Origin of the sequence: Methylotuvimicrobium sp. KM1 (assembly GCF_044788715.1) — a bacterium.
Classification (GTDB): Bacteria; Pseudomonadota; Gammaproteobacteria; order Methylococcales; family Methylomonadaceae; genus Methylotuvimicrobium.
This window is the reverse complement of the sequence record NZ_CP173170.1, coordinates 3,107,544-3,132,509: the sequence shown is the minus strand read 5'-3', so window position 1 is coordinate 3,132,509 and position 24,966 is coordinate 3,107,544. Positions and strand designations below refer to the sequence as shown.

Sequence of the window (24,966 nt, the reverse complement as noted above, 5' to 3'; positions counted from 1 at the left end):
CACGATAATGACGATGGACGATAGAGATGGGCTGATTTGGATGGACGGCAAATGGGTAGAATGGCGGGAGGCCAAAGTCCATGTGTTGACGCATACCCTGCATTACGGTGCCGGCGTTTTCGAAGGTTTAAGGGCTTATAAGACCGACCAAGGCACGGCGGTTTTTAGGTTGGCCGAACATACCGACCGATTGTTTCGTTCTGCGAAAATTCTCAATATGCCTATTCCTTATGGCAAGGAAGAGCTCAATCAGGCCCATTGCGAAGCCGTTTCTAAGAATGATCTGGAAACCGCCTATATTAGAAGTATGTGTTTTTACGGTTCGGAAGGCATGGGACTTCGAGCCGATAACTTGCAAGTGCATGTCATGATCGCGGCCTGGCAATGGGGGGCTTATCTCGGCGCCGAAAACATGGAGCGAGGCATTCGCGTCAGGACATCCTCTTATACGCGCAATCATGTCAACAGCACGATGTGTAAGGCCAAGGCAAACGGCAATTATATCAACTCGATACTGGCTCTCCAAGAAGCCTTGGCGACCGGTTATGACGAAGCTTTATTGCTCGATCACGAAGGTTTTGCGGCGGAAGGTAGCGGCGAAAACTTGTTTATCATTCGTAACGGTAAAATTTATACTCCGGAAACGACGTCGGCACTCGAAGGCATCACCCGCGATACGGTAATAACGATTGCAAGAGAGCAGGGCTTGGAAGTGTCGGAAAAGCGTATCACGCGCGACGAAATCTATGTCGCCGACGAAGCCTTCTTCACGGGTTCTGCCGCAGAAGTGACGCCGATTCGCGAATTGGACGGTCGGTCCATCGGTAACGGTGTGAGAGGGCCAATAACCGAAAAATTGCAAACGCTGTATTTCGATTATGTGCATGGCAGACGCGCCGACCATCAGGAGTGGTTGAGTTACGTTTAGGATATGGCTGCTTAAGTTTCCGATTTTCTATCGTTCCCACGCAGAGCGCACGCCGGTACGCATCAGTACTGCCGGGAGTGTTCCACCGCTCTCTAGGGGAATGCGTACCGATCTTGCCTCGGCAGCCAAGGTATGGGTTCCCACGGAGAACCGTGGGAAACAGAAAAAAACCGAAATTATGATCTTCGACGACTCGACAGGAGGGGATCTTTATCGTTAGTCGCAAACATGCACAGACGCATACGATTTTCCGACTTACTTAGAAAACATAAAGCAATATGAATAAGCCGTTGACCGAATTTTCGGCCCTATCAGTAAACCTCGGATCTGAAATGCTATGAAAATCTGTCAAATTGTTGCAAGCTCCGGATTCGGGGGGCTTGAAAAGCACGTCATTGAGTTATCTAACGAATTGTCGAAAATCGAGGACGTCACGTTAGTAGCCCCCTCTGATTTGTGCAAATTTATTTCCGAAAGAGTTCATTTCATTCCGTTCGATTTCAGTCGAAGCCGGCACAATCCGCTGATGCTTTGGGATTTACTGACTGTCATCAGGAAAGGCGATTATGATATTGTACATGCGCAAGCCAATAAGGCGGTCTCACTGCTATCGAAACTGAGTCCAGCGATTTCAGCCAAGACTCTCGGTACTATTCATAACGCGAACAGAAAAAAAGGGCGTCCTTTTAAGAACATTGATCATGTCATTGCGGTAAGTAAAGCGGCCGGAAGTTTTATCCGAAAAGAGATTCCGATGACGGTTGTCTATAACGGGATTCGATTGAATCTCGATGAGCAAAAATTAACTAAGCGTCAGTTGATCGAAGAATTTGGCTTGCAGCCGAACAAACCGTTGTTATGTGGAGTCGGAAGGCTAGTGCCGGCGAAGGGCTTCGATTTACTGGTCGAGGCAATGAAAAAAGTTGACGCTAATCTGTTGGTCGTAGGTGATGGGCCTTTGAAACACGAGCTTGAATCACAGATTAAACGACTTGAGCTGCAGGATCGTATCAAGTTGTTGGGTTTTCGAAACGATGTTCCGAAAATTCTGTCCGGTGTCGACGGTGTGATTATTTCATCGAGAAATGAAGGTTTTTCTTATGTCTTCGCGGAAGCGGTGTTACTCGGAAAACCCGTTTTGTCGACTGATGTGCCGGTTGCCAATGAGGTGCTGGATAAGGCGCTGATCATGGATGCCAATGTTGAAGCGATTCGTCAAAAATTAGATGAATTGATTTTCAACGAAGACCGTTGGTGTAAACTGATGGAGCCAGTCTGGAAGATCGGTAAGGATGAGTTTACATTGGATGCGATGGTCGGCAATACGTTAAAGGTTTACGGAAATTTACTAAATTCCGTCAGCTAAAGTGGTAATCAACATTTTTTCTTAACGATGTTCAATGTCTCTATCAATTGCATGATGCATTATCCCCAAAGTTTCTTCAGTTACACTTTTACTTGAACTCAAGATCCCATTTCGCTAAACGGATTCCAATGCCCCATCATCGAAACGCCATGGTAATTATTCACACCCCCTATCGTTCCCACGCAGAGCACTGATCGTTATACATAAGTGAAAAATTACCTTTTTGCAATCTTAGCCAATGAGGCCTCGATACCATTTTTTGTCGCCCAACGTTCCCGACTTCGAAATCGCGATCTGGGGATCGCTCCCACAGAACATCCGCCCCTTGTGGGAGCGACGCCTTCGTCGCGATTTCGAAGCCACTGATGTTCAATATCCGCAGATTTATCAAACAGCACCGTTTCCAGGTATACGACGAACTCTGTTTAGCAAGTTTACCGATTTCATTTGGCGAGCATGATTTGAACGATTTTTAAAGCTTGGGTTTGGTATTCATCGAGTTTATTCATTTGCTTTGCTCGATGTTTCGTTTTTGTAGCGGTATTCAACTGCAAATGCGAGAAAAAGCAGCATCCATAACCAGGCATAAGACCGAACACCATGGAATTCCCAATGCATATTGAGAGGCAACATCATCGCCACAGCCGCTAACCAAAACGGAAAAGCCTTAGTTTCATACCAAACCGAAATAACAGCTTTCCAGAAGATTAAGCCAAAAGCCGTAAGATAGGCAACAAAGCCAATAATACCGGTAACCATCAATACATCCAACCCATAAAAGTGCGCATGACCGAAAGGAATCGAGGTGTAACCTCTCTGAAAGCCCAAATCGCCCAATGCTTTTACACCGATGCCGGTAATCGGCGAGTCAAGAAACAATTGCCAGGCGCCTCGCCATACATCAACCCTCAGCGAGGTCGCCTCATTTAAGGCTTCGGGGTCGGTTGAAAAGCCGGAAACCGTTTGTGTTAATTTGACTTGAAGACTTTCGGAAACCAATATACTCACACTAGCGGACAACGCTAACAAGAGTAAAACTTGCCCTATGACTTTAAAAGCGCGATGTCGCAACAAGATAACGAAATAGACGAACGATACGATCAGCAACGTTAACCAAGCGGAACGACTTCCCGAGAACAAAATGACCGCAAGAAAAGGGGCCAAAAATAACCAATGCCAGTTATGACCCGAACGTTGCGACAGACGTCGGCCTGCTTCAATCAAAAAAGGCGACAAATGCGCAAATATAATACCTATTCTCATCTTAGGGTGGAAAATCCCGGTTAAACGATAGCCGTTATAGGGCCATCCAAAAAGGTTATGGCCAACGAAATATTGAATCAACGCATCGAGTGTCCAAAACATCAAGATCGCGGCAATCCCATAGAACAAAAAATTGGAGCTAAAGCTTTCCGAAAACCGGCGAATCACATAGACTCCGGCGACTGCGTACAATATAAAATATAATGCGGTAATGAGCGTTTTATCAATCTTATAGGCACTAACGCTAGAAATTAGTAACGGCACCGTAAGCAATAAGGTGATATTGACATACAGCGATAAATCAGGCAGATGCCGAACACCATCCCGATAAAATTTGTGCAAGCTCAGCAATAGTAAAATAATAAGTGGCAGCAAAAAGATTTCGCCAAATGGCTGCACTAATACGAAAAGAATGACTAAACATTCGACATGACGGCGAAGAAGATAATTTTGCCAAGAGGAAGTAGAGGTTAAATCTGTATAACTGTTTTCTGGGTTCATATATATACTTAGTTAGCTTAAGACTTGAAAGTTAAATAATGTATGCCCGCATAGTTATTTAGGATTTCGTGATAAATAACGTCCTGGAACTATGAGCTTTGTTGAGGTAAGTGTTCAGACCCCGCTGGCAAATTACTGCAATTTAGGTGTAATTGTTAGCCTCCCCCTTGAAAAAGGGGGATTGAGGGGGGGGATTTATTTAAAGAATCTCCCCTAGCCGCTCTTTATCAAAGAGAGGACTGACTACTTACTTGTTGAGGGTTCGGTAACTCACTTGACAGGACGCCGTGAACCCAGCACCTAAATTATCCAAGATAGTTAACCATAGCCAATGGGCTATGGAGTTTAGGTGCGGGGTGAATACGTCCTTGTAGGCTTGACGGCGGAATCTGATAGCCATGGATGGCGTGTATTAGGGCACCAACAGTAGGCGCTTTAGGCGATACAGGGCAGAAAAATGCTCCTGCATTTTTTGCATTCATGACTTCCCTTTCATTCGGCAATTGCCGAGGAGCAAAAATCTGCCCTGCCGCCGACACCTGCCAATCGAGTTACCTAATCCTCCATAAAATAGGGAATTTATTTATGACCAAATACTTAGTAGTCGCGCCGACTCCCCGAACGGCAACCTCGGCGTGTCCGGTTTTAACTCGATTACGGGTGCCGGTTCCGATATTGATGAACTGAAGACGTGATTGCGGCGATGACGGCCGGGTCGGTAGTTTCATTAGCGGCGGAGGGTATGGATTTGACATTTGCTGAGATGGTAATTGATCCATCGATAAAACGCGCGATTAGTGCCGACATCGAATTGACGGCAAAAATCAACATCGCAAGGAACAGAAATACAATCCCCATGCCTATCGCCATTAACTCACCGCCCCTGATTAATATTTCAGTCATAGTTTGTGATTTATCTATAAAGTTACGATCGCGAAATTGTATCATAAGGCCAAGCGACTCGGCGCGGACAAAGCTTTAGCGTTAAATTATTCGGAGAGCACTATGACGGCGACGATAAAAATTATCCAGGATAATATTACCCAACTGAAAGTCGACGCGATCGTCAATGCAGCCAATGTTTCATTATTGGGCGGAGGCGGCGTCGATGGCGCGATACATCGTGCCGCAGGCCCCGAATTACTGGAAGCCTGTAAAAAACTGAATGGCTGTCGGGTCGGTCAGGCAAAAATAACCCCCGGTTTTCGATTGCCGGCCCGTTTCGTAATTCATACCGTCGGGCCGGTATGGTCGGGAGGTACCCACGGTGAGGCGCGGTTGTTGGCTTCTTGTTATCGTTCTTGTTTGGATATCGCAGCCGAACAAGGCTTTAAGTCGATTGCCTTTCCTGCGATTTCGTGCGGCGTATACGGCTATCCAGTTGACCAGGCTGCAGCAATAACGATCAATTCGATAGCCGAAAATTTGCAATGTTGTGCCGACTTGGAATCGGTTTACTTGGTCTGTTTTGCCGAACCGGTACTTAAGGCTTATCATGAGCAATTTAACCGCATTAAAGGTGTGCTATGACGGAGCCGAAACAAGATCGAGAATTACGAGAAAAACTGACACCGGAACAGTACAACATCTGTTGGAATAAAGGAACCGAGCCGCCGTTCACCGGAAAATATACCGATTGTAAAGAAGAGGGGGTTTATCATTGTGTTTGCTGCGGTAATCCGCTTTTCGATTCCGATACTAAATACAATTCAGGTTCGGGCTGGCCTAGTTTTTGGGATGTCTTTTCCGCCGACAGCTTAACTCAATCGGAGGATAGCAGTCATGGCATGCGCCGTGTCGAAGTGACATGTAAATCATGTCATGCGCATTTAGGCCATGTTTTCGAAGACGGCCCCGAACCGACCGGCCTTCGTTATTGCATCAATTCGGCAGCATTGGAGTTGAAAAAGAAATGATCGATTCACGTTTACAGGTTCAACAATTACTGGATTTTATCGATACAAGCCCGAGCCCGTGGCATGCTGTAAGCACGGTTGAACAAGCCTTACTCCCTTACGGTTTCGTTAAGCTGGACGAGACTGCTAAATGGTCCTTGGAACCCGGCGGGCGCTACTATGTCGTTCGCGACGATTCCTCGGTCGTCGTGTTTGTACAAGGGCATCAACCGCTCGATGAAACCGGTTTCAAGATTATCGGTGCGCATACCGACTCCCCAGGGCTTCGAGTCAAGCCGAATGCCGCGAATTTATTGGATGGCTATATCAGAGTCGGCGTCGAAGTGTATGGCGGACCGATTCTGGCTACTTTTACCGATCGGGATTTGAGTTTGGCGGGGCGAGTTAGCTACAAGTCCGGCGATGGTATACATTCTGAATTGATCGATTTCAAGCGGCCGTTGTTGCGCTTGCCTAATTTGGCGATTCATATGAATCGAGGGGTCAATGAAGACGGCTTGAAATTAAACAAACAACTCGAACTGCCGTTAATACTTTCGTTGTTCGCCGAACAGCAGTTGCCGCCAACCTATTTTTCGGAATTACTCGAACAAGTCACCGATATCAGGGCGGAGCAATTGCTGGCTTTCGAACTCAATGTCTACGATACGCAGAAAGGTGCGTTTTGGGGGGCGGATAATGAATTCTATGCGAACAGCCAGCTGGATAATTTAGCCTCTTGTCATGCCGCGTTAACGGCCTTATTGGACGAAACAGTGCTGACATCGGGTAAAACTTTGGTATGCGCGTTTTTCGATCATGAAGAAATCGGCAGTACGACTTGCAAAGGCGCCGACGGCAGTTTTTTACCGGACTTATTGGGCCGGATTGCATCGAACTTCGGATTGCAAGGCGAGGATTATCAACGCGCCTTGACGCAGAGTTTCATGATCAGCGCGGATATGGCGCATGCCTATCAACCCAATTTTCCGATGTTTTACGAACCCGACCATAAGGTGCTGGTCAACAAGGGACCCGTTATTAAAGTCAATGCCAATCGACGCTACGCCTCGGATAGCGTTTCCGAGGCGATGTTCGCGGGCTGGTGCGAGCGAGCCGGCGTACCGTATCAAAAATATTCTCACCGAAGCGATTTGCCTTGCGGTAGTACCATCGGTCCGATGACGTCAGCCAAATTGGGTCTGCGAACGGTCGATGTCGGTAATCCCATGTGGGCGATGCACAGTATTCGCGAAAGCGCCGGTGTTTTGGATCACGGTTACATGATCGATGCGTTCAAATGTTTTTTTCAATATTGATTCGGCTACGATCGAATTCGACGATGGAGATTTGTCCTGAGTAGGTATTGGAAAGCTTATGACTATAGCACTGCCAAATAAATTAGGACATTATGATGCCCTCGATACGTAGTTTGTCGCTTGAGCATAAAATTTCGATGGCGACATTTTTCGCTGCTCTTTGTCTCGGCGTATGCATTTTTTTATTGTGGGCATTTTTTGAACTGCTCGGAATGAAGCAGACCGCTTCCACTGCCTTGGTTTCATCTGCCGAGACGATTAGCGAGCGCAGTGCCATGGCCTTATCAATGAGTCAGCGAGGGCCTATCGAGCATGAATTGAAAACGGCTAGCCGACTGAACGGCATCACATTGGCGTGTGTTTATGATAATCAAGGGAATGTTTTTTCGAGTTTGGACGGTTCGAAACAATGCCCGGAATTACATAAATTAGAAAATCAGTATTGGTTACGAGCGGTTGCCCGTACCCCGATTAAAGTCAATAACGAGACTATCGGCTTGGTCTATCTCGTTGGTGATGTATCGGGCATGTTTTGGGAGCAGGTTCATTTTTTCCGTTGGTTCATTATCACGCTATTGGCAAGTATCTTATTGACGCTACTATTGAAAATACAGCTATCTCGATTCATCGTCGCACCGATCAATCATTTACTCGATACCGTTAAAAAAATAGATGCCGGAAGGAATTATTCGTTTCGCGCCAAAAAGTTCGCCGATGATGAGCTAGGTCAGTTGTTCGAGACCTTCAATGCGATGATCGAGACTGTCCAAACGCAGAATAAAGCGCTGATAGAAGCGAAAAATCGCTATTTACTGCTTTATGACGATAATCCTACGATTATTTTTAATGTCGAACCGGACGGACGCATTATTTCTGTCAATAAATTTGGAGCGAGGCAGTTAATACATAGCGACCGTCGCTTGCAAGGCGATTTGATTTTTAATTTCGTTCATTTTGACGACCGCACGTTGATGGAAGAGATGTTTGGACTTTGTGTGAAAGACCCGCTCCGGGTCAATAAAATCGAAGTTCGTATGGTTTGTCAGGACAATAGTGTTATCTGGGTCAGAGGTGCGGCGCGGGTGATTCAAGCTCAAAATAAAATGAATATTTTATTGGTGTGCGAGGATATAACCGAGGCCCGTAAATTATCCGAGCAAATAACCTATCAAGCGCAACACGATAGCTTGACCGGTCTACTTAATCGAACCGAATTCGATAAACAAATACAACAGGCCTTGCGTTCCGCACGTAATTCGAGAACCGAATATGCCTTATGCTATCTCGATTTGGATCAATTTAAGGTCGTTAACGATACATGCGGTCATGTGGCCGGAGACGAACTTTTGAAACAATTGAGTGTATTGATCAAAAGTCAAATTCGCCAAGACGATTTATTGGCGCGCTTGGGCGGAGACGAGTTCGGTATTTTGATGAAAGGTTGTTTGTTGACGCAGGCCGCGATTACCTGTGAAAAAATTCGAAAGGCAATACAGGAGTTTCGATTTGCTTGGGAAGATAGAACTTTTTCGATCGGCGTTAGTATTGGCATTGCCGGTATCAACAGTATCAGCGGTAATAGCACCGAATCGCTTAAGGATGCCGATGCGGCTTGTTATGCGGCCAAGGAAAAAGGCCGCAATCGGGTACATCTTTTTCGGCCCAACGATCAAGAGTTGGCTTCCAGGCAGGGGGAAATGCAGTGGGTCGAGAAAATTCAACGAGGCATCGCTCATCATCAATTTCGTTTGTACGGACAGCCTATTGTTCCTATCGGCCATAACAATGAAGGTTTGCATTTTGAAACATTGATTCGATACCAAGACGACGCCGGACATATTGTACCGCCAGGCGCTTTTTTACCGGCCGCGGAGCGCTATAATTTGGCGGCTGCCTTGGATAAGTGGGTGATAGCATCGCTTTTCGAATGGCTGGCGATGCGTCCCGGGTTTATCGATAAAATGTCCTTATGTTCGATCAATCTTTCGGGATTGTCGTTATCCGATGAAACGATGCTGGAATATATTTCCAATCAATTTACTCGATGGGAAATTCCGACCGATAAAATTTGTTTCGAAATCACTGAGACTGCCGCGATTGCTAATTTATCGAATGCTACGCGTGCGATTCATACGCTGAGAGAGCGGGGTAGTCTTTTCTCGTTGGATGACTTCGGCAGTGGTTTATCTTCATTCGCTTATTTGAAAAATTTACCGGTGGATTTTCTAAAGATCGACGGCTTGTTCGTCAAGGATATTGTCGACGATGTAGTTGATTTGGCGATGGTCAGGTCGATCAATGAGGTCGGTCATGTGATGGGTAAGAAAACCATTGCCGAGTTCGTCGAAAACGAGCGTATTTTACAGCTACTGAGTGAGCTGGGTGTCGATTATGCGCAAGGTTACGGAATCGGCAAGCCGGTGTTATTACAAGATCTTCGGTTGCTCAATTTAGCCGCTAAGGCTCAATAGCAACCGATCACTGGCTTTTCATTCCGTCAAACAAATGCCGTTACTCGACTCATCCGCCCTCAAAAATTTAGCGCCTCGGGATGGCGACGTTTTTTTGTTCAAACAATATTACTCGTTAGAAGAAGCGAACGAACTGTTTGCGATATTGTTCGATAGGCTGGCTTGGCAGGAAGAGTCGATATGGATGTTCGGAAAGCCGGTTAACGTGCCGCGTTTGACATGCTGGTACGGCGATCCTGGAGCGATTTATTCCTATTCCGGGGTCAAGCATGAGCCATTGCCTTGGACGGTCGAACTAAATGCGATACGGCAACGAATCCAATCGGATTTTGCATATACTTTCAATAGCGTCCTGGCTAATCTATACCGAAGCGGACAGGACTCGATGGGTTACCATGCCGATAACGAAAAAGAACTGGGTATGAATCCTGCGATTGCTTCGTTGAGTTTGGGGGATGAACGGCTGTTCAGACTGGTTCATAACAAATCTAAGGAGAAGCTGGACTTGGAGTTGGGTCATGGGGATTTATTGATCATGGCCGGCTCGCTTCAGCACCATTGGCGCCATGCCATTCCTAAAACCGGGCAATTGAAATCACCCCGGATCAATTTGACGTTTAGGAAAATCATTGGTCTTTAAAATGAATTTTAACTCGCGCAGAGGCTCGCTGTCCGCTCTTTCCCAAGCTGGAGCTTGGGAAACAGCGTAACATCTCGGTTTGCTTTGTCCACGGGCGAAACGTTTAGAGCGGGGTTATAAACCCCGTCCTGCCAAATGAATTAGCTCGTTGATATTACTTGCTTTTTTCTTCATGACCTTCATGTTCTCCATGGTAAAACTTGAAACATCAAAAATCGAATTCCAATACATGTTTTGCACGCCGGCAAATTTCCCGTCCGTAGTCGGTCCACTGGCCTTGGCCCCAGTAACGATAACAACTGGTTTGCGAGGATAGTAAGTGAAAGAGGGCGTTGCGATAACGCGCATCGGAACTCGGTATTTTCTTCTTAATGACTTTTTCATTGAATAACGAGCTAATCTCTTCCATCGGTCCTAGCACGTTTTCATAACCGTGGACCCAGGATAAATCATTGGTCCAACTGCCGCCATCCATATGAAATCGATGGTCTTCTCCTTTAATCTCTTCGATGACTTTGGCCAAGCGATCCGAGCCGTCTCCCGGCTTCATCCGCTGCCAAATAGCCCGTTGAAAAACCGGTTGAATTGCCGGCAGGTCATCTTCTTTTATGCCGATCGACCAAAGATGCTCCAGGTATTCGCTGGCATTCATCATCGGCACGTCGCTCCAAGAAGACTCCCTGGCGACTTCCATGAATTTGCCGGGAAATTCGTTCATCATGACGCCGCCGTTCTCGCCGTCGGCGATTTGCGTCACTAATGGCGGCACCTTGTGTCCGGCTAGCGTTAGCGTCGATAGGCTTTGCGCTTCATACCAAGGCTGCATTTGCGCAACCAGTTTGGTGTCGGAACCTTGGGTCTTAACAATGGCGATAATGCTCGCGGTTTCGCCGGCTGAGTTGGTGCAAACCAGACGATGCGGTAAATGCGGCTGACGCGGGTTGCTGCCGTCTTCGGGATGTTCGACGCTATGTTCTTGTACGAGCACCCATTGATAGCCGCAATCGACAAGAGTTTTAACGAATTCATAAGCGACATCCGGATGATTGGGCAATGCCATTTCCGATGGTGAAAAGCCTCTGACGCGCTCTAAGGCTTGCCAACCGAAAATAGCCGCGAAATGCTGTTGCCACGCTAATACGTGTAAACGAAAATCCTGAACCGGGGTCGACGGTGCGACGGCATGCCCCCATGGCGCGCCTAACCATTCGACGGCGTGATTGAATTCGGGATTGCAAGTGACGGTTTTGAGCGTATCGAAAACATCGTGAAGCCCCATTTTGCGCAGGCCGTGGAACAGTGTGCCGGAATACTCCAGCATCGCGCGAGGGTTTTTGCCTTCACTGATTAATTGCGGAATAAATTCGCCTATCCGTTTGTAGCAATAATGAAACGCGCCGGCATTGTGATTGTCGCCGATATCGGGGTGTTCCATCATATATTGCAGATTGCTGATAATGGCCGCGGTCGACAAGTCGCCGCCGCCCGCAGGAATTAACGGTTGATGCATGTGTAGTGCAATCGCGCAGGCGGCGCGAGTATTGCTGAAGTCTATTTTGCCGGCTTCTCGATAGAATTCTTGACGACGTCCTTGTCGGACGGTTTTCAAGACTTGTTCTTCGGCACCGCAAAAATTGGGAAATTCATCGACATATTCCGGAAGTTGATCCATTTGAGATTCCTCATTGGTTGAGTTTACGTTAGATTATATATGCGTTAATTGTCGCTCGGGCATGGGCTGCCGGGACGACATCGTGGATAGCAATGGGCTTTCACTTCCATGAAAGCTTGACGACGGCATCCGGCCGATAGGGATGATGGGGGGTGAAGTATCAACCTAAAAAGAGCAGTTGAGAGCCTCAAACTACCGTTCGCCCTGAGCCCTTCGGCTAGGCTCAGGAGAGCCTTGTCGAAGGGTGAACGATAGTTTGAGGCTTCACCAGGCGGGTGAAAGTGTTGTAGACTCTTCATGCTTCGACTTTACTCAGCACGAACGGTCTACAACACATGGTAACTGCTCTTTCTAGGATCAACGATAAACGTTGGTTTAAGCGACTTCCGACGAAAAAATACTCAACAGATTGGTCTTTCGGCCTATTTACTACTGCAAGCCGGAAAGGGTTACAGAGCGCAACTCTAGGCTCCTTTCCGGATGTTGTAGTCGAACAAAAATCCTGTGTCAATTGGGTAGGTTTATTCTTGGCAATCGGCTTAATGTTCTTGCTTATCAAAATTAATTTTATGTGTGATCTTAATCAATCATTTCGGGTTGGCAATAAGTTCGTGTATGGCTTCTAAGGTCGTTACACAGTCGTTAAGGTCTTCATGACAGCGATGTACCCAGGCTTCTCCCCAATAGAAGTTGCAACTGGTTTCCGAACGAAGTAAGTGCCACATCGTGGATTCCTGCAAATCCTCAAGTTTAGAGTTGATATCTGGTTGTTCTAAAGTCTGCCAGTGGGTTTCGTGAACGATTTTGCTGATCGCATGGACACGAGCCAAGGCGTCTTTTTGAGCTTGCGAGCCGGTCCATTGTTGAAAGTCGCGGCCGTGATGCCAACCGGTATTCCAAGCCCCGGGGCGGACATAGACCTCGCCATAGGTACCGTGCTTAGCCAGATAATCTTCCACAAATACGGGTCGAATATTGTCGGTGCCGTTTTGGGCTTGCGCCATGAATTCTTGATAAAAGACGCCCCAGAAGTTGTTATGAGGCGAGGTATCGCGGAACCATCCGCCATTGTCGCCATCGGAGCAGGTTGTTACTAATGGTTCAAAATCGCACCAACGCGTTCTGTCGTGAACCTCGCGGCTGAACCACCCGTAGTCCATTCCAGACTCTTGAGCGTTCGATAGATCTCTGTCTCTGACGATCACTACGATGCTATCGTTGCCGTTACGGGCTATGTGAGGCCGATAATGCAATTCTTCCCAGCTCATCGGTGTTAATGCTTCCACATGTTCGCTATCGACAAAGACATATTTATAGCCGAATCGTTTGAGTAGTGGAATCAACTCCATCGTGAAACCCATTTCAGGCGGCCAAAAACCCGAAAATTTCTCGCGGTTGAAGAGGTGTTTTCCTATACCCTGCCAGCGCTCCACCTGAGGCTCGCGATCGGCTACGGGTATCAGCGGCAGAACGGGGTGGTAATAAGCGGAGCCGAGTACTCGGATGATCTCTTCATTTTGGAGATACCATAGTAATGTACCACAGTCGACTTTCCCGTATACGAGCTGCTGGAAAGACGGGTTCGACAGAGTTTCGAGTAAAGTTCCCGATAATGAGATGTGGACTTTACCCAAGCCTTGATATGGCCAAAGCGTTCTCGGAATCCGGTCAAGCGCAAAGAGAATTTTTTCCGCTTCCCAAGGCTCATGTTCCCAAAGAAACTCAAGGTTACCGGCTGGTTGGTGAAAATGTAAGGCTAGGGCATGATGGATCATAAGCGTAACCGTTAAAAAGTGGTGTGACCGTTAATTGATTTGACTAACCTTTATTAAGGATTCGGTCATAAATAATTTCCCTATTTGAATGCAAGGCAAGCAGGTTCGGTTGCTCGCTTGGCAGGTGTCGGCGGCAGGGAAAGCCGTCGTCAAGCCTACACGGACGTATTCACCCAGCACCTAAATTCCATAGCTCATTGGCTATGGTTAACTATCTTGGATAATTTAGGTGCTGGGTTCACGGCGCCCTGTCAAGCGAGTTACCGAGCCTGCTATAAAACTCAATAGCACAAGGAAGTTATTTTTTCACGAAATCCTAAGACGCCATGCGACTTGATTCAATCAATCTTATCTGTACTTTAACACCGGCATTTCGAAATAAGCAACAACCTTGACGCCCTTATGGTTAGAATAAGGCTGAGGTTCCACATTACGTCCTCCATTCTGAAAAATTGTTCGGTGATTTTGAAAGCAGGGATGCGATTGACAGCCCTGTAAATATATCCTTCGTAGATGAAAATTGGGCCCCGGCGCCTCCTCGGGCACTGCCGAAATTTGAAGTGCGAAAGGTATAAATCAAGTCGTACGGTTTTTAAGTATGAAAGGAGTGTGATCCAATCCTAATTCTCTTTCATGTTTTGCTGGACCGTTGTTAATAGCTGCAATAGGCGGTCAAATTCGAAGTGCTTGATTATTGCCAATAATTGCTCCCAAAATTCGACATCGTCCGTTTCGATGCTTTTGACAAGTTCGAGGCATTGCTCAACATCCAGTTCGATTGCGGAAAGTTCCAACGACTTAAGCCAGTTTAGTGGCTGTTGTTTGAGCCGTTCAAGTAGATTTTCCTGAATCATTTCATCGTTTGAAGCGCTTTTGATTTCGGTTTGATCATATAAATAGCGCACACCTAAATGCTGGGCCATGCAATCGAAAATCTCCTCGTTACGATAGGGTTTGTTAACGATGTCGCAGGCTCCTGCCTTGAAAAAAGCTTGCCGTTCTTCCAAATATACCGATGCTGTGACCGCGGCGATTTTGACTTTATCGGCTTCCGGCAAGGCCAAAATCATTTCAGTGGCTTTGATTCCGTCCATGACTGGCATGCGTCGGTCCATCCAAATAAAATCGGGATGCCAGCGCTTAAATGCTTCGACGCCTTCTTGGCCGTTGGTCGCTTCAAAAACGCTAAAACCGGCCGATTCCAATATTTTTTTCAACAGCAAGCGATTTTCCGCCTTGTCTTCGACAATCAGTATCTTAAAGTCGGGTTGGCCGGGTACCAGACCGATAACTCGGCTATTGATGGACTCATGAAAATCTTCGATCGTCGATTCTGAGACATCGCCGACCGGAATTTCGACGCGAAATAGCGAACCTTTTTCAGGCTGACTCTGAACGCAAATCTTGCCTTCCATGAGTTCGACATATTGTTTGGTAATGACCAGGCCCAATCCCGTGCCTTGTTGATCCGATAAAGAACCTAACTGTACGAATGGGGCAAAAATATGAGGCAGATCTTCAGCGGCTATGCCAATCCCGGTGTCTTCAACCTCGCAAATCAACATCAAACCGTTACGGTCTATTTGGCGGTGCGCATTAAGCCGCAAGGTGACTTTTCCTTTACGGGTATATTTGATGGCATTACTGAGAAGATTAAGCAGGATATGCCGAAATTTTGCGGCGTCGGCATCGATAAAACGGGGAAATGTCGAACATTGGTCGATACGCAGTTGCAAGCCTTTCGATTTGGCGCGCTCTTGCATCATGTCGAAGATATCGCGGATTACGGCTCCTAAGTCGAAAGGTGCGTTTTCGACGATCATGCGCCCCGATTCGATTTTAGCCATATCCAGCACTTGATTGATCAATTCCAGTAAATAACTGCCACTTCGGTTGATGATGTCGAGGTTTTCGCGTTGTGTGGCGGTTAGGTCGCTATCGCTTTGCATTAACCTGGAAAATCCTAATACGGCATTCATTGGCGTACGCAGTTCATGGGTCATATTGGCTAGGAAAATGCTTTTCGCTTTATTGGCAGACTCGGCGTCATTTTTGGCTTTTTCGAAGGCAAGACTGATTTCCCGCAAGGATTGATTGCTGCGATTTAAATCCTCGGTGCGTTCATCGATGCGTTGCTCCAGGGTTTCGTTCAGATCTTTCAGAGCGATTTGCGCCTTGGCATGCTCGTGTAATTCGTGAGCCAGTTTTTTGTTGGTTTTTTGTAATTCGGCGGTGGCGAAATCGCGCTCCGTTTCACGCTGATGTAGATTTTGCATCATTTGCAGAATGCCGCGCGCCAATAATCCTAATTCGCCATGTAGTCTTTGGTTAAAAGTGACGTTGTAATTTCCGGCGGCAATTCGTTTAACCACGTCAAGCAACTGTAAAAGCGGTTTCACGACGATCAGTGCCAAAGCAAGACGGAGGCAGAACACGATTAAAAATATGAGCGTTAGCCCCCTGATCGTGGTGACCAATCGAGCCTCTTGCAATTGCTCTTCTAAGCGTTTTTTACTGAGATAAAGCTTTACTCGACCGATTTCGACGTCATCCTGTTTTACAGTGCCTTCGCGAAAAACAAAGTCGCCGTCGATCGGCTGCCGGTTTCCCGGAATGGCTTGCCATTCGTTATTCCGGACTCGGGCGACCCATAATTGCTCGTCTCCTGATACTTGTATCGCATAGGTGTTCTCGTTAAGCATATCGATGTTGATTAATTTGTCGATCCAACGGTCGTCCATTTCCCATAGCGGGATGATTAGACTTTCTTTCAAACGCCTTATTTGCCTATCGGCTGAAATTTCCAGTTCATCATGGAGACGCTGCTTTGTCTGGATATAGTTGTAAGTTTCGTAGGGTCCGAAACCCATTATGGCTATGGTCAGCAGTAGAAGGGTGAGCCTGGATTTGATGCTTTTTAAACGGAATGTCATATGGAGCCTTAATCCTAAATTCGGCAGTTCAACCATGAAGCACATAAAGCTCATGAATTCTTTCGATGGTTTGCTCTAAAATTTTGAATAACTTTTTTGGTGAGCAAAATGATTTGCATAGGCAAAATAAGCTAGTGAATTCACTTTTTATTCTTCATGATGAAATGCTTTTTCTAGGTTAATAGGCATACATTTTCTGGAAGCGCTCCAAATCGGCAAACCAGTCGGCAGGTAATTTGCCGTCAGGATAATAACGTTCGACGATTTGTTGATACCGGCCATTGGCGATAATGCTTGCTAAGCCTTGTCGATATCGTTCGGCAATGTTGTCGGCGTTAGGATAATTGGCATCGATCATGATTGCGATCGGCGAAACGCTATTAGTTATCGGTATGCGGACGAAATCATCGGCTAGTTCCTGATAGAGTTGGTCAATCATTTGCCGACCCACCAAATCGATTTCAATGACCATGTCGATACGGCCTACTTTGAGCTTTTTAAATAACGAGGCTTGAGTATAGCTGCTTTCAAAATTGATCCCCATTTGTTCGAAAGCTTGTCGGTCAATCAAAATGCCTTTCAAAACGCCGATCTTATAGGGTTCGAGATCTTTGAAGTCGTTGACTTCCAATGGCTCGGGATGATGGGGGCGGTAATAAAAAAATGACATTTTCGAAATCGCGATCGGAATAATCGCGGCAAACTCTTGCTGCCACATGAAAAACTCGGGGTTACCCGAGTCGTTATTGGACCGGTCTTCAATCATTCTCGAAAGTGGCACGAAACGAATTTGCGTGGTCAAACCCGCTGCGGCCGACATGGCTTGCACTAGCTCGCTACCTAATCCGCCATCGTGCGACGAACGACACCAATAGGGAACGCTTTCATTCGCATCGATGACGATGACATCGGCGTGTGTGACTGTCAGTCCAAGCCAAAGCGATAATAATAAGCAACGCATTGACAATCTACTGCAGAGGTAAAACGGAGGTGGTTGCGGCTTGTTCGAGTATTTTTTTGTAAGTTCCATCGGCAATAATGGCATCGAGTCCTTGTCTGAATTGCCGTGCCAAGGCTTCTCCTTTCGGATGTTGTTTATTGAAAATAATGAATAAGGTGCGCTCTCCTGCGGTGGGCTCCAGCTTGATGAAACTCGTTTTTTCAGTCGGTAGGTTTTTATCGAGAAACCAATTGACGGTCAACTCCGTATCGCTGATGAAATCGACCGAACCGGCTTGCAACTTTTCCAATAGGCTGAGGATGTTGCCTGTTATCGATTTAATACCGGCTTGCCGGTAGGCATTGATGTCTTCTTCAGGGTTAGCGCCATAGACGCGCCCGGCTAGGGCTTTAAGGTCGCCCGACCAGGGCAATCCTTCGGGCTGATTGGGTCGGTAAATGAAATAATGATCCTGTAAGCGCAATAACGGAATGAAAATCAATGATTTTTGTTGGTCTTTGGTAAAGCTAAGCGGAGAGCCGACCAAGGCCAAGGCGTTTTCTTGAAACAAGTAATATTTCAGCATACGCGATAAAGGGAGCGTGTTGATGGGGGCTTCGATATTTTGTCTTTCCAGGACGGTCTTGACGATTTCGAGCGCCACTCCGCCGCCGACAAGCTCGGTCGTAATCAACGGCGGCGCGTCAAGCGCGTAAATGACATTGGCGCTGTCGGTGAATAAATCGGGTTTGATACGAGGTCCAGTGGCCGAGACAAGCGCAGGGGACAACAAGGTTGCCATTAACGCTAAGACGAATCGAGCCGGTTTTTTAGTGAGTTTCATATCAGTCTCTCGTTTAATCGATAATGGCCGAGTTGGTCAGCACCAGCAAGGTGTCCCACAATCCGAAATGCAAGTTAAATGGCGAAGTTTGCGACAGAAATATTGTGATGGTTTCTTCTTTCGGATTAATGCTGAAACGGGTCGAATAGATGCCCGCCCATTCGAACACGCCTTGATCGCCGGAGTCGACATCGTTTTCGCGGTTTTGCTGAATGGCGAAGCCTAAGCCGAACTTCCAGCCCGGGCCGTGTAAAAAGTCTGCATCGAATTGGCCGATATGGTTGGTGGCGGTCATCAATTCCACCGTTTTACGGCTCAACAGGCGTACGCCGTCCAACTCTCCCTTGTTGAGCAGCATCTGCGCGAAACGGTAATAGTCTTGGGCCGTGGACAGCACATTAGCGCCGCCTGTTAGGTATTTTCCGGATAAGGCCCGTGCATCGGATGGACATAAGGCCAAATCGCCGTCAATCATCTTGTCGGGTGCCGGAGCCAAGGAGCCTTGCCAATCGCTTTTCCAAACGGAAGCCAGGCGGTGCATTTTTTCCTTGGGCAGATAAAAATGACTGTCGTGCATTTTTAGCGGATTGAAAATGCGTTGTTGCATAAATTGGTCGAACGGCATGCCGGATACGACTTCTACCAGATAGCCCAGCACATCGCTGGCGAGACTGTATTCCCAAAGTTCGCCCGGATGCTTATAAAGCGGCAAGCGCGCAAGGCGCTTGACCATGTCGCCAATCGTTTCGTTGGGCCGGCAAAAGCCGTCGGTAATCCCGACTTCTTTGTAAAAATCGACTACTAACTGTCGGTTTCGTTCATGATAATAATTATTGGGAAACAGATATAGCAAGCCGGAAGTGTGGCTAAGAAGATCGCGAATGGTTATTTCCCGTTTTGCCGGAACCAGTTTGTATTCGGATGCCGAGCCGGGCGGCTGCATTTCCAATACCTTGGGGTCTTTGAATTCAGGGATGTATTTAGAAACGGGATCGGACAGCAGCAGCTTGCCTTCTTCGTACAACAACATCGTCGCCACGCTGGTCAACGGTTTGGTCATCGACACGATTCTAAAAATGGTGTCTTTTTGCATGGGTTGATTGATACCGGCTTGCCCTGCTTCGCGAAAATAGGCGATCTCGCCTTTACGCGCCACCAGTACGACGGCGCCGGCAATCTTTTTCTCGTCGATATGCCGGTCGATTAAACGGCTGATATGCTGTAAGCGCATCGAGGACAAGCCGACGGATTCGGGTGGAACGGGCAGAGCGACTTCTTTACCGAAAGCTGGAGTTTGAGTCAGGAGTAGCACGAACAAAAATCTTATTGCTAGGGGCATAAGTTTTCTCTTTAGCTATAGGGCGTTATGTGCATCGAAACAGGTATGATCGACTTCAATCGATTGCCGCGTCGAATCGGTCTAATTGTTTAAAGTATTCTATTTTAGCCAAGAATTGATCGAGATTTTCCATAAACAAATCGATGAGTACCGGATCGAAGTGTGTGCCTCTTTGTTGATTAAAAAAATCCAGTATGTCTTCTATCGCCCATGCCGGTTTATAGCAGCGTTCGTGGCCAAGGGCGTCCAAGACATCGGCGATCGCGGTGATGCGGCCTGCAATATGAATGTTTTCGCCTTGTAAGCCAAGGGGGTAGCCACTACCATCCCATTTTTCGTGATGTTGTTGCGCGATGATTGCCGCCATGCGCAATAGCGGTCGATTAGAAACCGATAACATTTGAAAGCCCAATTCACTGTGGGTTTTCATGATTTCCCATTCTTCCGCAGTCAGTTTTCCGGGTTTGTTCAGAATATGATCCGGAATCGCTACCTTGCCGATGTCATGCATCGGCGATGCGTGTTTGATCAATTTCGCTTCTTCGCATCTGTACAGTTGCGCGAGCAAATAGCTAAATTCGGCCACGCGCCTGACATGTAGGCCCGTTTCGTGAGAACGCGTTTCGCAAATTTCGCCTAACGTTAAAATGACTTCGCGTTGCGTGTCGATAATTTCCTGGTTGAGCTGTTGAATCCTTCGTACGCCATCCTCGATCTTTCGTTCCATTTGATTTTGTAGTTCTTTCAATTGCAAATGCGTGGAAACGCGCGCTTTGACTTCTTCGAATTGGAAGGGCTTGCTAATATAGTCCAGTCCGCCGACACTGAAGGCTTTAAGTTTGTCGTTAACGTCGGTTAGAGCGCTGATGAATAGTACCGGAATATTACGAGTGGACGGGTCGGACTTTAAGCGTGCGCAAACCTCAAAACCGTTCATGCCGGGCATTTTAATGTCCAAAAGGATCAAGTCGGGGGGCCTACTAGCAATGGCTGCTAAAGCCATTTCACCATTCGCGGCGGGTCTGACTTTATAGCCTTCTTCCTTAAGAATACTAGCTAATAAGTGGAGGTTGGCGGGGGTATCGTCAATAATCAATATATCTACGTTCTTCACGTCCATGATAAATTACCTTGAGCCTTAATTTGTTAAGGGGGCGTCGAGTCATGCAAATAATCCTAATGCAAGCAGGGGAGGCCGTTTGTCTATTTTGCAAGAAGTTTTAATTTATAGTGCACTATTCTAACAAACAAGCCGTGTGGTGATTTACGATAAATGTGAATTAGCGCTCAATTCTATTTCGTCGATCCCGAAACCTCGGTGTCAACATAGCACGATGAGTAAGATCAGTCCGGGGATTATTCCTAAAATCAAGCCGATCACAATCGCAATAACTTCGCCGGTCGAATAATTGCAACTGACTTTGCCGAGGTCGACACGAGCGGCTTGGTCATCGTCGAGTGACGCGAGCATTATGCCGGAGAATTCGTCGGCAACTTGCTTCTGCGAGGAGGCCAATAAGATGCGGTTGCGGGCATCGCTCAACCGGTTTTCGGCCATTTGCAGCTCATCGCTGAACGGCATGATCGTACGCGCGTTTTTCAAGGCATCGATAGCTTCATCGGTTGGGGTAAGTGCGAGAGCTCTAGCTGTCTCTAAATTCTCGGAAGCGGCAATCTGTTGTGTTAAATCGCTGAGTTGTTGGTAAGAACCGACCTCGGTTGAACATGCGTTTTCCAGTAGGCTCAACGAATCGGTGGAAGTGAAAAGATTGGCAGATGCGCTCTTCGATGCGATAACGATCGCGATTGAAACGAAAAAGAAGAAGAACCGGAGCGACAAAGCAATTTTATTGGACATCATGCATCTCCTAGACAATGGATGCGGTAAATCATGCCGTATTCGGTCAAAGCCGGACGGAGGAAAACTCCGTCCGGGGCGGGGAGCTAACAACTCATTTTCAATCGCTCAACGCTTTCAAGACCGCCTGCAGCGTATCGTTCGCATCGCCGAACAGCATGCGGGTGTTTTCCATCACGAACAACGGATTGCCGACGCCGGCGTATCCCGAAGCCATGCTGCGTTTCATCGCGATCGTCGTTTGTCCCTTCCAGACTTCGAGCACCGGCATGCCGGCGATCGGACTGTTCGGGTCGTCGAGCGCCGACGGATTGACGATATCGTTTGCGCCGATCACCAGTGTGACATCGATATGGGGGAAGTCTTCGTTGATTTCTTCCATTTCAAAGACGATGTCGTAAGGCACTTTAGCTTCGGCCAGCAGTACATTCATGTGACCGGGCATGCGTCCCGCGACAGGGTGAATACCGAAGCGCACATTCTTGCCTTTGTGGCGGAGCAATTTGGTGATTTCAAACACGGTATGCTGCGCCTGAGCGACGGCCATGCCGTAACCCGGAACGATCACGATATGTCCCGCCGACATTAACAATTGCGCGGTTTCCTCCGGCGTAATCGGATTAACGTCGCCGACGACTTCGGCCGCCGCGCCGCTGCTTCCGGTACCGAAACCGCCTGCAATCACGCTAAGAAAATGCCGGTTCATCGCGCGGCACATGATATAGCTCAAGATTGCGCCGCTGCTGCCGACCAACGCGCCGGTAACGATCAATAAATCGTTACTAAGCATAAAGCCGGTCGCAGCCGCGGCCCATCCAGAATAACTATTCAGCATTGACACTACGACCGGCATATCTGCGCCGCCGATCGCCATGACCATGTGTACACCGAAGGCCAGCGCGATAAGTGTCATCAACAATAACGGAAACATGCCGCCGCCGGTTTCGGCTTGCGCGAGAAACCATTTGCCGAGCAAAATCGCCAAGATCAACAGACTAAGATTAAGCCAGTGCCGGGCGGGCAATATAAGCGGTTTGCCGTCGATACGGCCGCTGAGTTTTCCGAATGCGATCACCGAACCGGAAAACGTAATCGCGCCGATCAGCACGCCGACATAAATCTCGATTTCATGTATCGTTTTTTCGACGCCGAAAAGGGATGTGCCTTCCTCGATAAAATTCGCGTAGCCGACCAGCACCGCCGCTAGACCGACCAGGCTGTGCATGATCGCAACCAATTCGGGCATTTGCGTCATTTCGACTTTCAGAGCGGCTTTGACGCCTATGGTGCCGCCGATTAGCAAGGCAATGATCAGTGTGACATAAGCCGTGACCGAATCGCTCAGTACAGTGGCCAAGATCGCGATGGTCATGCCGGCCATGCCGTAATAATTGCCGCGACGGGCGGTTTCTTGGTTGCTGAGTCCGCTCAGGCTCAAGATGAACAAAACGGCCGCCGCGATGTAGGACATTGAAACTAGACTTTGAGACATGGGACCTTCCTATTTCCTGAACATTTCTAACATACGGCGCGTTACGACAAAGCCACCGACGATATTGATCGACGCGACCAGCACGGCGAGACCGGCCAATAACGTCATCAAAAAGCCTGGCGCCGAGACTTGAATCAGCGCGCCGATCACGATGATGCCGCTAATCGCATTGGTAACGCTCATCAACGGCGTATGCAGCGAAGGCGTGACGTTCCAGATCACTTGATAACCGATGAAGCAGGCCAACACGAATACAGTGAAATGCGACATGAACGATTCCGGTGCGACCGATCCGACACTGAATAGTGCCAGGCCGCCGAGAATCAGCGGTAGCAGTTGCTTGAGCGGTTGCGGTATCGGCAATCCTGAAGGTTTTTCGATGACGGCCGGGACTTTAGTATCGTCCGTTGTTTTCGGCGCGACAGACAATGTCGGCGGAGGCGGCGGCCAAGTGATTTTACCTTCCTTGACGACCGTGGCGCCGCGTATCGCTTCATCTTCCATGTCGATATTGAGCTGTCCGTTTTTCTCGGGGCAAAGATCGGTCAATAAATGTCTTAAATTGGTGGCATAGAGTTGGCTGGATTGATTGGCTAAACGGCTGGGCAGATTGCTGTAGCCGATGATCGTGACGTCGTGTTCGACAACGACCTTGTCTTTTTGCGTGAGTTCGCAGTTACCGCCTTGCTCGGAGGCTAGATCGACGACGATGCTGCCGGACTTCATCGACTCGACCATTGCCTTGGTGATCAACTTCGGTGCCGGTTTTCCGGGAATCAAAGCGGTCGTGATGATGATGTCGACATCCTTGGCTTGCTGCGCGAACAAGGCCATTTCGGCTTCAATGAACTCCTTGGACATGGTTTTGGCATATCCGCCGGTGCCGGAGCCTTCTTCCTCGAAATCCAGCATCAAGAATTCGGCATCCATACTTTCGATTTGCTCTTTGACTTCGGGGCGGGTATCGAAGGCCCGGACGATCGCGCCGAGCGATTTTGCAGCGCCGATCGCGGCCAGCCCTGCAACCCCCGCGCCGATGACCAAGACTTTTGCTGGCGGAATCTTACCGGCCGCGGTGATCTGACCGGTAAAAAAGCGGCCAAAATGCTGAGCCGCTTCGATGACGGCGCGATAGCCGGCAATGTTGGCCATCGAACTGAGTGCATCCATTTTTTGCGCGCGGGAAATTCTGGGGATGCTGTCCATTGCCAGTACCGTGGCGTTTTTCGCGGCCAGCTTCTGCATTAATTTTTCATTCTGTGCGGGCCATATGAAGCTAATTAAATGTCCGCCGTCCTTGATCAATTCGGCTTCGTCTTTTTTGAGCTTGGGATGTTTCTGAGGCGGACGCACTTTCATGACCAGGTCGCAGTCCTGCCAAATTTTTTCGGGGCTATCGATAATTTCAACGCCGGCTTTTCGATAGGCTTCATCCGAAATATCGGCGCCGAGACCCGCGCCGGATTCGACCGCGACCGAAAAACCGAGCTTGATGATTTTTTCGGCGGCCTCTGGCGTCGTCGCGACGCGCTTTTCACCTTCGTGTACTTCTTTAGGGATACCAATTTTCATAGTGCTTCCTTTTTGTTTTTGTTTAAGCACATCGTCCCGGTATGAGGGCTACTGACCGATTAGACCTGTGGGCTTATAGGGCAATATCGTTGTTGATGTGCCGTGAATCGAGTCGAGCGTTATGAAATACGAAGTTAATTAAACTCCGCTTGCGGAGC

19 protein-coding genes are annotated in these 24,966 nt (G+C 47.9%); 7 read left to right on the top strand and 12 right to left on the bottom strand.

The window, feature by feature from the left end; genetic code table 11:
- Positions 1 to 7: 7 nt before the first annotated feature.
- Positions 8 to 928 (top strand): branched-chain amino acid transaminase, encoded by a 921-nt coding sequence (locus ACINK7_RS13455; RefSeq protein ID WP_404355882.1) that lies wholly within the window; start codon positions 8 to 10, stop codon positions 926 to 928.
- Between the two features lie 337 nt (positions 929 to 1,265).
- On the top strand, positions 1,266 to 2,294 hold the full coding sequence (locus ACINK7_RS13450) for a glycosyltransferase (protein WP_404355880.1): 1,029 nt from the start codon (positions 1,266 to 1,268) through the stop codon (positions 2,292 to 2,294).
- A gap of 501 nt (positions 2,295 to 2,795) precedes the next feature.
- Here ACINK7_RS13450 and ACINK7_RS13445 read toward each other — a convergent pair.
- Both ACINK7_RS13445 and ACINK7_RS13440 read right to left on the bottom strand, forming a co-directional pair.
- On the bottom strand, positions 2,796 to 3,899 hold the full coding sequence (locus ACINK7_RS13445; protein WP_404355878.1) for an O-antigen ligase family protein: 1,104 nt from the start codon (positions 3,897 to 3,899) through the stop codon (positions 2,796 to 2,798).
- Positions 3,900 to 4,712: 813 nt separating this feature from the next.
- Positions 4,713 to 4,961 carry an OadG family protein gene (locus ACINK7_RS13440; RefSeq protein ID WP_404355876.1) on the bottom strand — a complete coding sequence of 83 codons (249 nt, stop codon included), beginning with the start codon at positions 4,959 to 4,961 and terminating at the stop codon, positions 4,713 to 4,715.
- A gap of 102 nt (positions 4,962 to 5,063) precedes the next feature.
- Here ACINK7_RS13440 and ACINK7_RS13435 point away from each other — a divergent pair, with 102 nt between their 5' ends.
- From ACINK7_RS13435 to ACINK7_RS13415, 5 genes are all read left to right on the top strand, one after another.
- Positions 5,064 to 5,588: an O-acetyl-ADP-ribose deacetylase gene (locus ACINK7_RS13435; protein WP_404355875.1), complete on the top strand. Its 525-nt coding sequence runs from the start codon at positions 5,064 to 5,066 to the stop codon at positions 5,586 to 5,588.
- Complete coding sequence (msrB, locus tag ACINK7_RS13430) at positions 5,585 to 5,974, top strand: peptide-methionine (R)-S-oxide reductase MsrB (protein ID WP_404355873.1); 390 nt, start codon at positions 5,585 to 5,587, stop codon at positions 5,972 to 5,974. The genes ACINK7_RS13435 and msrB overlap by 4 nt, the downstream gene beginning before the upstream one ends.
- Positions 5,971 to 7,272: a M18 family aminopeptidase gene (locus ACINK7_RS13425; RefSeq protein WP_404355871.1), complete on the top strand. Its 1,302-nt coding sequence runs from the start codon at positions 5,971 to 5,973 to the stop codon at positions 7,270 to 7,272. The genes msrB and ACINK7_RS13425 overlap by 4 nt, the downstream gene beginning before the upstream one ends.
- 212 nt (positions 7,273 to 7,484) lie before the next feature.
- Positions 7,485 to 9,743 carry an EAL domain-containing protein gene (locus ACINK7_RS13420; protein WP_404355869.1) on the top strand — a complete coding sequence of 753 codons (2,259 nt, stop codon included), beginning with the start codon at positions 7,485 to 7,487 and terminating at the stop codon, positions 9,741 to 9,743.
- Between the two features lie 34 nt (positions 9,744 to 9,777).
- On the top strand, positions 9,778 to 10,383 hold the full coding sequence (locus tag ACINK7_RS13415) for an alpha-ketoglutarate-dependent dioxygenase AlkB family protein (RefSeq protein ID WP_404355867.1): 606 nt from the start codon (positions 9,778 to 9,780) through the stop codon (positions 10,381 to 10,383).
- A gap of 208 nt (positions 10,384 to 10,591) precedes the next feature.
- On the opposite strand, the gene ACINK7_RS13410 is transcribed toward ACINK7_RS13415, so the two are convergent.
- The 10 genes from ACINK7_RS13410 to ACINK7_RS13365 form a co-directional block, all read right to left on the bottom strand.
- Positions 10,592 to 12,055 carry a glycosyl hydrolase family 57 gene (locus ACINK7_RS13410; RefSeq protein ID WP_404355866.1) on the bottom strand — a complete coding sequence of 488 codons (1,464 nt, stop codon included), beginning with the start codon at positions 12,053 to 12,055 and terminating at the stop codon, positions 10,592 to 10,594.
- Positions 12,056 to 12,642: 587 nt separating this feature from the next.
- Positions 12,643 to 13,830 carry a glycoside hydrolase family 57 gene (locus tag ACINK7_RS13405; RefSeq protein ID WP_404355864.1) on the bottom strand — a complete coding sequence of 396 codons (1,188 nt, stop codon included), beginning with the start codon at positions 13,828 to 13,830 and terminating at the stop codon, positions 12,643 to 12,645.
- A gap of 620 nt (positions 13,831 to 14,450) precedes the next feature.
- Positions 14,451 to 16,763, bottom strand: coding sequence for an ATP-binding protein (locus tag ACINK7_RS13400; protein ID WP_404355862.1), 2,313 nt, complete (start codon positions 16,761 to 16,763; stop codon positions 14,451 to 14,453).
- A gap of 178 nt (positions 16,764 to 16,941) precedes the next feature.
- A complete protein-coding gene (locus tag ACINK7_RS13395; protein WP_404355860.1) occupies positions 16,942 to 17,724 on the bottom strand; it encodes a substrate-binding periplasmic protein in 783 nt (260 codons plus the stop codon).
- Between the two features lie 7 nt (positions 17,725 to 17,731).
- The gene (locus ACINK7_RS13390; protein ID WP_404355858.1) at positions 17,732 to 18,547 is read right to left on the bottom strand and encodes a substrate-binding periplasmic protein; all 816 of its coding nucleotides are present in this window, start codon (positions 18,545 to 18,547) and stop codon (positions 17,732 to 17,734) included.
- Between the two features lie 13 nt (positions 18,548 to 18,560).
- Positions 18,561 to 19,886 carry a serine hydrolase domain-containing protein gene (locus ACINK7_RS13385; protein ID WP_404355856.1) on the bottom strand — a complete coding sequence of 442 codons (1,326 nt, stop codon included), beginning with the start codon at positions 19,884 to 19,886 and terminating at the stop codon, positions 18,561 to 18,563.
- A gap of 55 nt (positions 19,887 to 19,941) precedes the next feature.
- Positions 19,942 to 21,006, bottom strand: coding sequence for a two-component system response regulator (locus tag ACINK7_RS13380; protein ID WP_404355854.1), 1,065 nt, complete (start codon positions 21,004 to 21,006; stop codon positions 19,942 to 19,944).
- 201 nt (positions 21,007 to 21,207) lie between these two features.
- Positions 21,208 to 21,747, bottom strand: a complete 540-nt coding sequence (locus ACINK7_RS13375; protein WP_404355852.1) for a hypothetical protein — start codon at positions 21,745 to 21,747, stop codon at positions 21,208 to 21,210.
- A 97-nt stretch (positions 21,748 to 21,844) separates the two neighbouring features.
- A complete protein-coding gene (gene pntB / locus ACINK7_RS13370) occupies positions 21,845 to 23,236 on the bottom strand; it encodes a Re/Si-specific NAD(P)(+) transhydrogenase subunit beta (RefSeq protein ID WP_404355851.1) in 1,392 nt (463 codons plus the stop codon).
- 9 nt (positions 23,237 to 23,245) lie between these two features.
- On the bottom strand, positions 23,246 to 24,808 hold the full coding sequence (locus ACINK7_RS13365) for a Re/Si-specific NAD(P)(+) transhydrogenase subunit alpha (protein ID WP_404355849.1): 1,563 nt from the start codon (positions 24,806 to 24,808) through the stop codon (positions 23,246 to 23,248).
- Positions 24,809 to 24,966: the final 158 nt, after the last annotated feature.